Source organism: Mesorhizobium newzealandense (genome assembly GCF_042682145.1).
GTDB classification, from domain to species: domain Bacteria; phylum Pseudomonadota; class Alphaproteobacteria; order Rhizobiales; family Rhizobiaceae; genus Mesorhizobium; species Mesorhizobium newzealandense.
Genome location: NZ_JBHUGZ010000004.1, coordinates 1 through 13584, shown reverse-complemented (window position 1 = coordinate 13584; position 13584 = coordinate 1). Strand labels below are relative to the sequence as shown.

At 63.5% G+C, this 13584-nt stretch carries 4 protein-coding genes, 12 pseudogenes and 1 riboswitch; of the genes and pseudogenes, 9 read left to right on the top strand and 7 right to left on the bottom strand.

What is annotated here, in order from left to right:
- Positions 1-307: 307 nt before the first annotated feature.
- The 4 pseudogenes from ACFSOZ_RS07150 to ACFSOZ_RS07135 form a co-directional block, all read right to left on the bottom strand.
- Positions 308-1300, bottom strand: a pseudogene (locus tag ACFSOZ_RS07150) (winged helix-turn-helix domain-containing protein); the annotation flags it as partial.
- Positions 1301-1331: 31 nt separating this feature from the next.
- Positions 1332-1838, bottom strand: a pseudogene (locus ACFSOZ_RS07145) (WD40 repeat domain-containing protein); the annotation flags it as partial.
- Between the two features lie 116 nt (positions 1839-1954).
- Positions 1955-2341, bottom strand: a pseudogene (locus ACFSOZ_RS07140) (hypothetical protein); the annotation flags it as partial.
- A 160-nt stretch (positions 2342-2501) separates the two neighbouring features.
- A pseudogene (locus ACFSOZ_RS07135) lies at positions 2502-3446 on the bottom strand (IS630 family transposase).
- A gap of 228 nt (positions 3447-3674) precedes the next feature.
- Here ACFSOZ_RS07135 and ACFSOZ_RS07130 point away from each other — a divergent pair.
- From ACFSOZ_RS07130 to ACFSOZ_RS07105, 6 genes and pseudogenes are all read left to right on the top strand, one after another.
- Positions 3675-3917, top strand: a complete 243-nt coding sequence (locus tag ACFSOZ_RS07130) for a DUF982 domain-containing protein (RefSeq protein WP_378924779.1) — start codon at positions 3675-3677, stop codon at positions 3915-3917.
- A gap of 353 nt (positions 3918-4270) precedes the next feature.
- A pseudogene (locus tag ACFSOZ_RS07125) lies at positions 4271-4524 on the top strand (3-oxoacyl-[acyl-carrier-protein] synthase III C-terminal domain-containing protein); the annotation flags it as partial.
- Positions 4525-4620: 96 nt separating this feature from the next.
- A riboswitch (TPP riboswitch) is annotated at positions 4621-4737 on the top strand.
- 103 nt (positions 4738-4840) lie between these two features.
- Positions 4841-6663, top strand: a pseudogene (gene thiC, locus ACFSOZ_RS07120) (phosphomethylpyrimidine synthase ThiC).
- 8 nt (positions 6664-6671) lie between these two features.
- A pseudogene (locus ACFSOZ_RS07115) lies at positions 6672-7213 on the top strand (D-alanyl-D-alanine carboxypeptidase family protein); the annotation flags it as partial.
- Between the two features lie 79 nt (positions 7214-7292).
- Positions 7293-7967, top strand: a complete 675-nt coding sequence (gene tmk, locus ACFSOZ_RS07110) for a dTMP kinase (RefSeq protein WP_379095260.1) — start codon at positions 7293-7295, stop codon at positions 7965-7967.
- Positions 7964-9017 (top strand): annotated as a pseudogene (locus ACFSOZ_RS07105) (DNA polymerase III subunit delta'). The gene tmk and the pseudogene ACFSOZ_RS07105 overlap by 4 nt, the downstream one beginning before the upstream one ends.
- Before the next feature lie 122 nt (positions 9018-9139).
- Here the strand turns inward: ACFSOZ_RS07105 and ACFSOZ_RS07100 are convergent.
- On the bottom strand, positions 9140-9265 hold the full coding sequence (locus ACFSOZ_RS07100) for a hypothetical protein (protein ID WP_379095257.1): 126 nt from the start codon (positions 9263-9265) through the stop codon (positions 9140-9142).
- Positions 9266-9445: 180 nt separating this feature from the next.
- Complete coding sequence (locus ACFSOZ_RS07095) at positions 9446-9793, bottom strand: hypothetical protein (RefSeq protein WP_379095254.1); 348 nt, start codon at positions 9791-9793, stop codon at positions 9446-9448.
- A gap of 88 nt (positions 9794-9881) precedes the next feature.
- Between ACFSOZ_RS07095 and ACFSOZ_RS07090 the strand changes: the two are divergent.
- Positions 9882-11061 (top strand): annotated as a pseudogene (locus tag ACFSOZ_RS07090) (amidohydrolase family protein); the annotation flags it as partial.
- 117 nt (positions 11062-11178) lie between these two features.
- Positions 11179-12102 (top strand): annotated as a pseudogene (locus ACFSOZ_RS07085) (DMT family transporter).
- 336 nt (positions 12103-12438) lie between these two features.
- On the opposite strand, the pseudogene ACFSOZ_RS07080 reads toward ACFSOZ_RS07085, so the two are convergent.
- Positions 12439-12981, bottom strand: a pseudogene (locus ACFSOZ_RS07080) (phosphotransferase); the annotation flags it as partial.
- Between the two features lie 148 nt (positions 12982-13129).
- Here ACFSOZ_RS07080 and ACFSOZ_RS07075 point away from each other — a divergent pair.
- Positions 13130-13584: pseudogene (locus ACFSOZ_RS07075) on the top strand (class I SAM-dependent DNA methyltransferase); the annotation flags it as partial.

Below are 13584 nucleotides of genomic sequence, written 5' to 3'. Positions count from 1 at the left end.
TGTCGCCTGTTGACGTGTGTCGCCCATTCCAACGAACGATTCGATGACGGGCTGAGTGCCCAGTAACGGCGAGAAGATATGGATTTCGACGACAAGCCAGAGTGTCGAGTCTCGCTGCTCCCTATCCAAGATTTCGGGCTTCAAACCGCAGGTTTTCCAGCTCAAGACTGACATCGTGCTGTCCACGGATGGTGTTGATCCCATGTGCAATCAACGCCTCGTGGATCAGGTCGAGAACCTCTTGCGATGCCATGATTGAACCTGGGCCGACAAAACTCCCTCAAACGTCTGCGGCCGACGGCTGATGTCAAGAGCGGCCCTGATGGTTCAAGCTCAGCAGTGCCGGACCCAAGTCGCCGGCCGGTGTGATTTCCATTCTCTCTAGTCCAAGCCAGCCTTGCATCTGCTTCAGTTCCTCGAACAGCTGACCAGCGGTTTCAGCGGGCGCGCCGGGCTCGGCGTAAGCAGCATGGACGCGTAACACGCCAGCCGGCCGGTCGGCCTTGAGGTCGACGCGCGCGACGATCCTGTCGCCGAGCAGGAAGGGCAGGACGTAGTAGCCGTATTGGCGCTTTTCGGCCGGGGTGTAGATCTCGATGCGGTAGTGGAAATCGAACAGTCGCTCGGTGCGCGACCGCTCGAAGACGACCGGATCGAACGGCGCCAGCAGGGCGCGGGCCTCGAGTTTGCGTGGCAGGCGCGCGTCCTTATGAAGATAAGCCGGCTTGTCCCAGCCTTCGACACGCACGGGCAACAGTTCGCCAAGTTCGACCAGTTCCTCGAGCCGGCCTTTCATGTCGGCGGGCGACAGGCGGTAGTAGTCGCGTAGGTCGCCAGCCGTCGCGATGCCGTGGGCGCGGGCCGAGATGCGCAGCAACTCGCGGTGCGCGTCCTCGGTGGCCGGCACCGGCAGGTCGAGGATCGCCTGCGGCAGCACGCGCTCTGGCAGATCGTAGAACCGCTCGAACCCGCGACGGTGCGCCGTGGTGATGCGCCCGGCCCAGAACAGCCATTCGAAGGCATGCTTGGCATTGCTCCAGCCCCACCAGCCGCCGGAGCCTTTCTGGCCTTCCAGCGCGGAAGCGGCGATCGGGCCGCGATCGACGACCTCGCGGTAGATCTGTTCGATGTAGCCAGCGTGTTCGCGGCCCCATTTGGCGAGGCCGAGATACATTTCATCGCCGCGCTCGGCCCGCTGCATGCGCCAGCGCATCAGCGGATATGTCTCGACCGGCAGGAAGGAGGCCTCGTGCGCCCAGTATTCGAACACCGTGCGATTGCGCGTCACGGCCGCGTTGTCGGGGCGAGACGGCGACCGCGCTGACCGACCAGTCGTGCCCGCTCATCACATGCAGCACGGTGCCCTTCTCGAGGTCCCAGACGATGACGTTTCCGGTCTCGTGCCCGGTCACGGCGCGCTTGCCGTCCGGGCTGATCGCCAGCTTGTTGACGCCACCATTCTCGCCCGCCGAGTAGACGTGCAGCACCGCGCCATCGGAAAGTTTTCGCTGCACGATCTCGCCGTCATCGCCGGCCGTCAGCGCGCTGACGCCATCGGGCATGAACAGCGCCGTGCGCGCCATGTCCTTGTGAGCGCCGAGCGTGCGGATCAGTTGCTTGCCAGCGATGTCCCAGAGCTTGATCGTGTGGTCGGTGCTGGCGCTCATGATCGTGTGCCCGTCGGGCGCCACCGCCAGCCAGACGACAGCGTCGCGGTGGCCCTCGGGCTGCGTCGGCAGCGCCGGCGCCGGTGGCGGCAGCGGCGCGACGGTGGGCGGCGGAATGACCGCGACCTCCGGCGGCGTCGGAGCGACAGGCGTTGGCGGTGTCGGCGGCACGGGCGCAGGCGGGGTAGCCGGTGCCGCGGGCGGGTTGGCCACTTCCGGCGGTGGAGCGGCTGGAGCGACCGCAGGTGGCGCCGGCGGCGCGGCTGCTGGTGGAGTTACGGGTTCCGGCCGTGCTGCAGATTGATGGCAGCCAGCGGCGCTGGAAGCTGGCGCAGATAGGTGGCCGGCGCGCCGACCAGGCTGGCGAGTTGGCCAAAACTCCAATGCGTGGGTGCAACAGGGGCATGCGCATCGGGCAGCATTAGCCACAGGCGCTCCCGATCGTCGCGGCTGGCGTCGACGCGGATCAGTTCGCTTTCGACGAGGCGGGTCTTGATGCGTTCGGTTCGCCATTTCACCGAATTATGGAGATCGGTGAGAGAAAGGTAGCGCTCGTCGGCCGGCCGATTGAACCACTCCGACGACACGCGACCGACACGCTGGCCGCGGCTGACGTCGACCTTGTAACCGGCACGCGCGTTACGGACGGGCGTGTGAAATTCCATCTGTGTCATGGTTGCTGCTCCGCGGCGGACGCCGGGAGCCTCTCTCCCGGACCTTCACCCGCCGCTGCAGGCCCGCCCGCCCTCTACCTCTGCCGGCATCCCCGCCCGCCGCCAGAAGCGCCGGCATTGCGGCAGAGTTTGCGCTAGAGCAGTTTCTGGATAATCACGGTTAGGCATCGTAGCCGGCGTGGGCGAACAGGTTTTCGCATTCTTTGGGTGGAAACGATCGATGGCGACGGCCACGGCGTCCCATAATTCCGGGATGGACCGGGCTGCTGCCTTTCGCAGTAAAGCCTTCAGCTTGGCGAAGGCCATCTCAATGGGTTAAAGTCCGGGGAGTAGGGCGGAAGATAGCGAAGGGAAGCCCCCGCAGCCTCGATGATTTCGCGGACACCGACCACTTTATGAGCAGGCAGGTTGTCCATCACGACGACATCGTCGGGTTGAAGCGTCGGCACGAGGACGCGGCGCAAGTAGACCAGGAATGCTTCGCCATCCATGGCGCCGTCCAGGAGCCAGGGCGCGACGATCCCGTCGAGGCGCAGGCCGGCGTGAAGGTCGTGGATTTCCAGTGCCCATGAGGAACAGCCGCCCGGCAACGCTGTCCACGCGCAGAGCGGCCTCGTAGCCGGGCCATCTTGGTATTGAGGCCACTTTCGTCGATGAAGATCAGGCGGCTCGGATCGAGATCGAGTTGGCCTTCGAACCACTCTTCCCGCGCTGCCAAAACATCCGGTCGCTGCTGTTCGGCCGCGTGCGCTGTCTTTTTTTGTACGTGATGCCACGCTTTGCGAAGAACGCATGGACCGTCGTCAGGCTGGCTTTGACCCCCGCGCTCTGCCGCAAGGCGATCGACGATCTCGGCAAGCGTGATGTCCCGCTCATCGGTCTCGACCAAGGCGAGAATGAAAGTCTCGTGCGCGTCCAGCTTCGATACCTTCGGCTTGCCCTGCCGCCCAGGTTCCAGATTGCCGCTCGAACGCCAGGCCCGATACCATGCACCAGACGTCGATATCCCGATGGCAAACCGCCGTGCCGCTTCTCGGGTCGACAGGCCTGCCTCTATCGCCTCGATAACACGCGTCCGCAAATCCAGGCTGTAAGCTCGTGCCATGCCGCTGCTCCTTCCGCAAATCACTTCGATCAGGGAATCAGAACAAGCCGTTCACTGCAAACAAACGACTCCGATTAAGGGAAAACCGCTCTAGGTGGCTGGCGCACGAAGTGTGAAGGCCGGCAAGGTCTGCTGGCCCTATTCGGCCCTCGGCAATACATGTATGAAACGAGCCGACGTCATGGCAGGCGCAGACCGCACCAAGCTCGGTATTGAGGGTGTAATTGGATGTCGAGCAGGTTCGTCCGACCGGTGGTAGTGCAAGTTGGACGACATGACCGTGAGCGCGTCATTTTCGATGTGAACGACGCGGCCACGATTCTGCTCCGGAGCTTCCATGATCAGACGAAGAAGCGGAAACTGGCTATGGATGCATGCCTTCAGGTTCTGCGTGGCGAAGCCCACCCGCTGGTTGCCAGACGGGCTTTCGTTGTGGCGGCGTTAGAAGCGAAAATTCTGCGCAGTGATTGAGTTACAAGATTATAATAGCCTCAATTACTTCAACCCCCCCCGCAAGAGCAGTAACGCAGACAAATAGATCGAACGAACGCTTACTCTTGTAGCCGCGATACATAGCTGCGTATCGAGTGCTGCGCTCGTCGCGCAAGATTGATTCGTTGGATCATCCGCCAAGCTCAGGTTTGCGGCGGAGGGTCTTTCCGGTTGGTGGAACGCAACCCTGTCGTCGCCGCCAGAAGGGCCGCATTGCTTCTCCGGCACGCCGTCGGCGCTGCCCCCCTGCGGATCTCCACGACGACGGGCTCGCCGTCGATGACCTGCATGAGGGCCTCTGGAGTTGTCGAAGAAGAAGCCGCCTCACGCACAAGCCGCAGGACATCGACCGCTTCGTGCCGCACCAGGCCAATGCCCGCATTTTTGATGCCGTAGGGAAAAACCTTGGCCTTGCCGATCGTGCTGTCGTCAAGACGATCGCCGAATACGGCAATTCTTCCGCCGCGACGATCCCGCTGACGCTGTCACTGGCCACCAGACGAAGCCATTTCGGCCTGGCGAAAAAGTTCTTCTGGCGGCGGCGGGAGCGGGCTTGAGCGGCGGCGCTGTCGTCGTTGGAATATAGCCGAGCGGTGGCCGCCCACGGGCCAAAACTGTCCGAGTGAGATGGATGGCCGGTCGACAGGCGCTTGACAAAGCGGCGCCGTCCCGTTCAACTCCAGACATTCACCAGGGGGGTCCCGACAAGGGGCTGAGATACTGCTGGCTTTCGCAGCGCAGTGACCCGTTGAACCTGATCCAGTTCATACTGGCGTAGGGACGGTGCAAGCGCTTTGCGGGAGTTTATGCCCGAAGACCTGTCTCGAGCAGGTCGGCCAAAGCGTCTTTTCATCCTTCCGGCACAGAACTGGGTCTCCAATGCAATGAGCAAAGGAGCCTCAATGAATGCCTTGACCCCAGCGGTTTCCACGGGACCGCTGCCTGCCTCACGAAAAATCCACAAATCCGGCGTCCTCCATCCACAGATCAGGGTGCCGATGCGCGAAATCTCAGTCCATCCGACGGCGGGTGAACCGCCCGTGACGGTCTACGATCCATCTGGCCCATATACCGATGTGACGGTCGAGACGAGCATCGAGAAAGGCCTGGCGCGGCTTCGGCACGAATGGATCGCAGCGCGAGGCGATGTCGAAGCTTATGACGGCCGCCATGTCAGGCCGGAAGACAACGGCTTCGCCGTGGGCGAGCGTCTGACGCCGGAATTCCTCGTTCGCAACCGCCCGTTCAAGGGCAAGGCCGGCAAGGCGGTGACCCAGCTTGCCTATGCCCGCGCCGGCATCATCACGCCCGAAATGGAGTTCGTCGCCATCCGCGAGAACCTTGGCCGCGAGATCCTGCACGGCAAGCTGCAACGCGACGGCGAAGCCTTCGGCGCGAAGCTTCCCGATTTCGTCACGCCGGAATTCGTGCGCGACGAGGTGGCGCGCGGGCGCGCGATCATCCCCGCCAACATCAACCATCCCGAGAGCGAGCCGATGATCATCGGCCGCAATTTCCTGGTGAAGATCAATGCCAATATCGGCAATTCCGCCGTCACCTCCTCGATGGCCGAGGAAGTCGAAAAGATGGTCTGGGCGATCCGCTGGGGCGCCGACACGGTGATGGATCTGTCGACCGGCCGCAACATCCACAACATCCGCGAATGGATCGTGCGCAATTCGCCGGTGCCGATCGGCACCGTGCCGCTCTATCAGGCACTCGAAAAGGTCGGCGGCATCGCCGAGGACCTGACTTGGGAAGTCTATCGCGACACCCTGATCGAGCAGGCCGAGCAAGGCGTCGACTATTTCACCATCCATGCTGGCGTGAGGCTGCATTACATCCCGCTGACCGTTGACAGGGTCACGGGTATCGTCTCTCGCGGCGGTCGATCATGGCCAAATGGTGCCTGCACCATCACCGGGAAAGCTTCCTCTACGAGCATTTCGCGGAGATCTGCGACATCTGTCGCGCCTATGACGTCTCCTTCTCGCTCGGCGATGGCCTTCGCCCCGGCTCGATCGCTGACGCCAACGACGCCGCGCAATTCGCCGAACTGGAAACGCTTGGCGAACTGACGAAGATCGCCTGGGCCAAGGACTGCCAGGTGATGATCGAGGGTCCGGGCCATGTCCCCATGCACAAGATCAAGCAGAACATGGACAAGCAACTCGCGATCTGCGGCGAGGCGCCGTTCTATACGCTCGGGCCGCTGACGACGGACATCGCCCCGGGCTATGACCACATCACGTCGGGCATCGGCGCCGCCATGATCGGCTGGTTCGGCACCGCCATGCTCTGCTATGTGACGCCGAAAGAGCACCTAGGCCTGCCCGACCGCGATGACGTCAAGACCGGCGTGATCACCTACAAGATAGCCGCGCATGCAGCGGATCTTGCCAAGGGCCCATCCCGCGGCAAAGATCCGCGACGACGCGCTGTCGCGGGCGCGGTTCGAGTTCCGCTGGGAAGACCAGTTCAACCTGTCACTCGACCCAGAAACGGCGCGCTCGTTCCACGACGAGACCTTGCCGAAGCAGGCCCACAAGCTGGCGCATTTCTGCTCCATGTGCGGGCCGAAATTCTGCTCCATGCGCATCTCCCACGACATCGTGCCGAAGCGCAGAAGGAAGGAATGGCGGCGATGGCGGAAAAATATCGCGATGGCGGCAATCTCTACATGCCGGTGAGCGACAGCGTGCCCAAAGGACCAGAGCCGTCATGAGGGTGCTGGTCTCGCAGCGGAACCGCAATCCGCTGCTGGCGATGGACATCGGCGCCGACGGGCCTGGCTGTCGGCGCGAGCGAGGCCTCAGGCTTCGGCATCGTCGGTTCGGTCAGTCACAATGGCACGCGGGTGATCGCGGCGATGAGCGGACTGGCCAGCGACAAGGAACGTGCTGAAGAGGCGCGAAAGCTGCTCGACTGGGTGTTCGCTCTTTCGAGAAGACCGAAATCTTCGCCAAGGACGAGGTGGTCGGCGAAGCCGAGGTTTTTGGCGGCGCCAAATCCGGGGTGACGCTGAAGGCCAGGGGCCCGATCGAGATCTTCCTGCCGATCACCAACCGCGACAAGCTGACGGCCAAGATCGTCTACAACGGCCCGGTTGCAGCACCTGTGGAGGAAGGACAGCCGGTGGGTGCGCTGCGCGTCTGGATTGGCGACACGCTGAGCCAGGAGACGCCGCTTTTCGCCGCCGAGTCGATCGGCGTCGCACATTGCCGCAACGCGCGCTCGACGCCGTCAAGGAACTGGCGGTCGGCTGGCTGCGCTAGCGCCGACGGCATAGACGTTTCCCCCGACGCGGACTATCTAGAGCGCTATAACACCCGCAAGCATGGCAGAGGCTTTTCGATTGGCGCGCGGATTTTCATCACCTTCGAAGGCGGCGAAGGAGCAGGCAAGTCGACGCAGATCGAGCGGCTGGCCAGGAAGATGCGCGCCAAGCGATATGATGTCCTGCTCACCCGTGAACCAGGCGGCTCGCCGGGCGCCGAGGCGGTCAGGCATGTGCTGCTTTCGGGCGCCGCCGAACCATTCGGGCCGAAGATGGAGGCGCTGCTTTTCGCCGCCGCGCGCTCCGACCATGTCGAGCAGGTCATCCGGCCGGCGGTCGAGCGTGGCACCATCGTGCTTTGCGACCGCTTCCTGGATTCCTCACGCGTCTACCAGGGCGTCACCGGCGGTATCGACCCCGCGTTCATGGATACGCTGGAGCAGGTCGCCATCAACGGCATGATGCCCGACATGACGTTGATCTTCGACATCGATCCGGCGGAAGGCCTCAGGCGCGCAACGCTGCGGCGCGGCACCGAAGCAACCGCCGATCGCTTCGAGAAGGAGACGCTGGCGATCCATCAGGCCCGCCGAGAGGCGTTTCTGGCGATCGCCGCGGCCGAGCCGGAACGCTGCATCGTCGTCGACGCAGCCGCCGATCCCGATACGGTCGAGAATGTCGTCACCGCCGCCGTGTTCGCGGCCCTGGAGGCAAGAACGCCGACGCGCAACAGGCAGGTAACGCCGGCATGATCTTCGAGCGCATCGCACCGGAGCAGCACGATACGCTGGACGGCGTGCCAGAGCCATCCGAGACACCACGTCTGGTCGGACACCGGCAGGCCGCGGAGATGCTGACGGCCGCCTATAGTGCGGGAAAGCTGCCGCATGCGCTTATCTTCTCCGGACCGGTCGGCATCGGCAAGGCCACGCTCGCCTTCCACCTTGCGCTCATCTCTTGCGGCACCCGGACTTCGCGCAGGCGCCCGAAAGCCTTGCCATTCCCGATCCGGCTTCGTCGCTGTTTCGCCAGATCGCCACCGGCGCGCATCCTTCGGTGCTGCATCTGACCCGTCCGCTCAACGACAAGACCAAGAGCTTCAAGACTGTCGTCACCGTCGACGAAATCCGCAAGGTCAGCCGCTTCCTGTCACTGACCTCGCATGACGGCAGCTACCGGGTCGTCATCGTCGATCCGGCCGACGACATGAACGCCAATGCCGCCAATGCCTTGCTGAAGAATCTCGAGGAGCCGCCGGCACGAACGCTGTTCATCCTGATCGTCCATGCGCCGGGCAGCCTGCTGCCGACGATCCGGTCGCGCTGCCAGGTGGTGCGGCTGACACCGCTCGATGCCGACGACCTGATGGCGGTGCTGGAAACCGCCGAACCGCCACCGCCAAACGATCCGGCGGCGCGGGCAGCGCTGGCCGAGCGGGCAGGGGGCAGCGCGCGCAGCGCGATCCTGTTGACGCAGTATGGCGGGCTGGAGATCGCCTCGACGCTCGATGCCCTGGTGGCGGCAAGAAAGGGCGATGTCGGCGGCGCGTTTCGCCTTGCCGAGGCTGTCGCCGGCCGCGACCTGGCGATCCAGTTCGAGATCTTCAACCGCCGGGCGCTCGACCTTTTATCGGACGCGCAAGCCGGGCTGCCTTGGCCGGCGATCTCGCCCGGGCCAAAACGCTGTCGGACACCTGGCATGAGGCGCTGGACGCCATATCCGAGACCGACACCTACAATCTCGACAAGAAGCAGCACGCCCTGACCATGATCGAGCGCCTGAATTCCGCAATGCGGATGTGACGATTTCTATGTGCATGCCGTTGCCCCAAAACCGGGGCCACTTTTGGGCGGCATGCATGGCCTCGGGATGGGCGGCCGCTTTCAGGCGCCGGTCGTGTTCTCCTCCAGCAGTCGGATCGCGCCTATTCGGGGCGCCGTGCGTGCTGGCTCGCTCGCTGCACCGCCAGCGCGGCATCATACTTTGCGCGATTGGCCCAATAGATGGTGGAAAACAGCAGCGCCTGGTCGCGGAAAGGAACGTGGTCCACCGTATCCGTGGCGGCCTCGGCTTCGATCCAGTCGGCGTGAAGTCGGCGGCTCCCATCCTGTCGCCACCGAGAGCCATCTGCTGGAAGCGATACATATGGTCCTCGATCTCGAGATAGCGATCGGCCAGACGATCGACCATTGCCGGTTTTGCATGGTGAATCTGCGAATCCAGCGCTCGCTCAGGTCCATGTCCCTTCGGGTTTGGAATACATGACGTTCCGGCGCGCTTCGAGCAGTGTGTTGGTGGCGACGACTTCATTTTCGCGCCACAGAAGCCGCATGGCCGGATCGTTCAGAAATCGGTCTGCGTAAATGGGATGAGGAAACGCGCTTTCTCTCAGCCCATCTATCTTGAAATAAACCAGCAGTTCGGAAGCCACGCTCGCTTCGAGTTCGTTGCGCTCCATCTTGCCGTGGAAAGCCTCGAATCCGATACCCGGAATGAAGGGCATGTGCGCGGCGTGCCAGATTTCGTGCAGGAGGTAGAGATCCTCGATGGCCGCAGCCGCATAATCATCCCGGCGCATTGTCAGCCCCCACCAGGTGCAGAAGTGCGCGCGCTCCAGGCGGTCGTTGGTGGTCTCGCAGCTGAAGCGCGGCAGGCTCGACGTCGCTGCCGGCACGACGATCGATGCCAGTGGCAATCTGGTCTCGCCGCCCTTCGTCGACCCGCATTTCCACATGGATGCAACGCTCTCCTACGGCATTCCGCGCATCAACGCGTCGGGCACGCTGCTCGAAGGCATTTCGCTGTGGGGCGAACTGAAGCCGCTGCTGACGCATGAGGCGGTGCGCGACCGCGCGCTTGCCTATTGCGACTGGGCGGTGTCGATGGGCCTGCTCGCCATCCGCACCCATGTCGATGTCTGCGATGACAGGCTGCTGGCGGTCGAAGCCCTGCTCGAGGTCAAGAAGACGATCGCCCCTTACATCGATCTGCAACTCGTCGCCTTCCCGCAGGACGGGTTCTATCGTTCGCCGACAGCGCGCGAAAACACCATCCGCGCTTTGGACATGGGGGTCGACATCGTCGGTGGCATTCCGCATTTCGAGCGCACCATGGCCGACGGCACGCGCTCGGTGACGGAGCTCTGCGAGATCGCGGCGAGGCGCGGCCTGATGGTCGACCTGCATTGTGACGAGACCGATGATCCGCTGTCGCGTCACATCGAGCAGCTTGCCTATGAGACGCAACGCCTCGGCTTGCAAGGCAAGGTCGCCGGTTCACACCTCACCTCGATGCATTCGATGGACAATTACTATGTTTCGAAATTGCTGCGCTGATCGCCGAGGCGGGTGTTTCGGCCATTCCCAATCCGCTGATCAACATCATGCTGCAGGGTCGTCACGACACCTTCCCGAAGCGCCGCGGTATGACTCGGGTCAAGGAGATGCAGGCGCTGGGTATCCGCGTTGGCTGGGGCCAGGATTGCGTGCTCGATCCCTGGTATTCGCTCGGCACCGCCGACATGCTCGACGTTGCCTTCATGGGCCTGCACGTGGCCCAGATGTCGAGCCCGGCCGACATGGCGCGCTGCTTCGACATGGTCACTAATGTCAACGCGTCGATCATGGGGCTCGATCATCTCGGCCTGGCGGTCGGCAAGCGCGCCAGCCTGGTCATCCTCGATGCCGGCAATCCGATCGAGGCCTTGCGCCTGCGCGCCGAGCGCCTGTGCGTCATCGCCAGGGCAAGGTGGTGGCGGAGCGGACGAGGCAGGATACCAGGCTTTCCATTCCGGGCAGGCCAGGCCTGGTGAACCGCAGGCACCGGACGCCGCATCAGGCCCAATAGAACAGGCCAGACCCAGCCGATTCCCGGTTCTGGCCTTGCCGATTTCCGGATTTCTCCTCGTCAAAGCAGCCGCTTCCGTCTACGACGCGGCTACGCAGGGGAGGAATCGGGATCGGCATGACGCAGCCCGTGGCGCAGAATTCGACCATCAGGAACGTGCTTCTGGCCGGCATTCTGCTGATGCTGGCCGGCGACTTCCTGTTTGCCCTGAACGACGCGATGGGCAAGTGGCTGGTCGCCAGCTTCTCCGTTGGCCAGGTGGTGCTGATCCGATCCATCGGCGCCTTCTTCGTGCTTGGCCCGATGATCGCCCATCAGGGCACGGCCAAGCTGTTTCGCATGGAACGCCTCGAACTGCAGCTGCTGCGCGTGGTGATGACCACGCTCGACACCGCGTTGTTCTACGCCGCCGTCGTCTACCTGCCGCTTGCCGACGTGATGAGCTTCTACATGGCCGACCGATCTATGTCGCGGCACTCTCGCATTTGCTGCTTGGCGAAAAGGTCGGCTGGCGCCGCTGGGTGGCGATCCTGCTCGGCTTTTGCGGCGTGGTGATCATGCTGAAACCGTCCTCGGCGGCGTTCTCGCTGTCATCGAGTTTCGCACTCGCCGGCAGCATTGCCTTCGCCTTCGCCATCATCCTCAACCGCGGCTGCGCGGCACCAGCGACACCAATCTGGTGACATGGCAGGACCATCGGCACGATGGTGGTCGGCGGTGTGCTGACCATCGGCGCCTGGCAGACGCCGTCAGCGCTCGATTTCGGCGCCATGCTGCTGCTCGGCATCGTCTCTTGTGGCGCGCATCTGATGATCACCAGGGCGCTCAAGCTGGCGCCGGCCTCGACACTGGCGCCGTTGCACTACACGCTGCTTCTGTGGGCGGTGGTGTTTTTGGACTGGTGTTCTTTGGCGATGTTCCAGGCCCGCGCATCCTGATCGGCTCGGCATCGTCGTTCTCGCCGGCCTCTTCATCTTCCACCGCCAGAAAGTGGTCGACACCACGGGTGCCGCCGAAAACGTGCCGAAGGGTGTGAATTAGGGTCCGATTTCTGGTACCTAACCCCGGCACACCGCAGCAAGGTGCCGTGAAAACTCCGGCGTCTCCATCAGGGCCTTGCAGCGGGCAAACCGCCCGTCGGCATAGGCGCGGAAATCGTCGACCGGGTTGTTGTTGGCAAGCTGGATCAGCCCCCACAGCGTCCACAGCAGGTCGCACATCGCCTTGTAGATGACGATGCGGCCCGCGCTCGTCCGGCCTGGCCTCACCGCCGAAATAGGCGCGCATCATCTCTTCGTCCTGCGCCGTGTCGAATTTTCCTTCCACGCTGAGGTCGCCAAGGTCCCAGAGCGGATCGTTCATGCCCGAATATTCCAGTCGACGATCCACATCCCTGTCGCCCGCATCGAGAAAGTTCTCGCACAGTGGATCGCAGTGACAGGCGGCGAGGGGCAGGGGATGGACGGCAAGCGCCAATCGAACGCTCTCGGCTTCGCGCACCACGTCGTGATAGCCGCCGGCAGGGCGAACATCCTTGGTCGACAGCACCTTGAGATAATCGTCGATCATCGCGAACAGTTCGAAGCGGAACGGAAACACCGCGCCTGACTTGTGCAGCTTACGAAAGGCCTCGCCGGCGCGCTCCGGGCTGCCGGGTCGAACCTTGAATTTTTCCGGCGACATCGTCTCGGCGCCAGCGATGAAGCGCGTCACCATGATCCCGGTGCCGGGGTCGACATGCAGCACCTCGGGACTGACCCCCGCCTTCGCCGCTTCGCGCGCCGCCACCGCTTCGTTGGCGCGGTTGATGTATTCCTCGGTGCCCTTGCCAGGGATGCGCAGGCAGAACTCGCCAGCCTTGAAAACCAGATTGGTGAGGCCGCCGAGCCGTTCGAGCGGCCCGGTGTAGTCGGCCAGCATGGGAATGGCGGCAAGTGCTACACGTGCCTCGTCTGTCATCATGCCGGCCGCCCCCTGGCTTGTTATTTCTTGCGATAACGGTTCCACAGTTTTTCGCCGTTTGGCTATCATCCGATAGTGGCGAACAGCGAGCTGGCGGAGAACAGCGATGGCGGACGGCAAGGATCATGGCGGCCTCGGCGCTGCCTACGCGGCGAAACGGCCCGAGGACGTGGCCGCGATCTACGATCGCTGGGCGCAGACCTATGACGCCGACATGTCGGCCGCCGGTTACCGCCATCCGACGATCTGCCTTGCCTTGCTGGCCGCCATCTGCCGCGCGGTGCCGCACCGCTGCTTGATGCCGGCGCGGGCACCGGGCTCATCGGCGAATGGTTGAACATTGCCGGCTATCCCCAGGTCGAGGCGCTCGACATTTCTGAAGGCATGCTGGCCAGGCGGCCCGCAAAGGGGTCTATTCGGCGCTTCATTGCCTGGCGCTCGGCGGCAAGTTGCCCTTTGCCGACGATGCCTATGCCGGCATCATTTCGGCCGGCGTCTTCACCTCCGGCCATGTCGGCACTGAGGGGCTGGACGAGCTGATCCGTATCTGCCGCCGGGCGG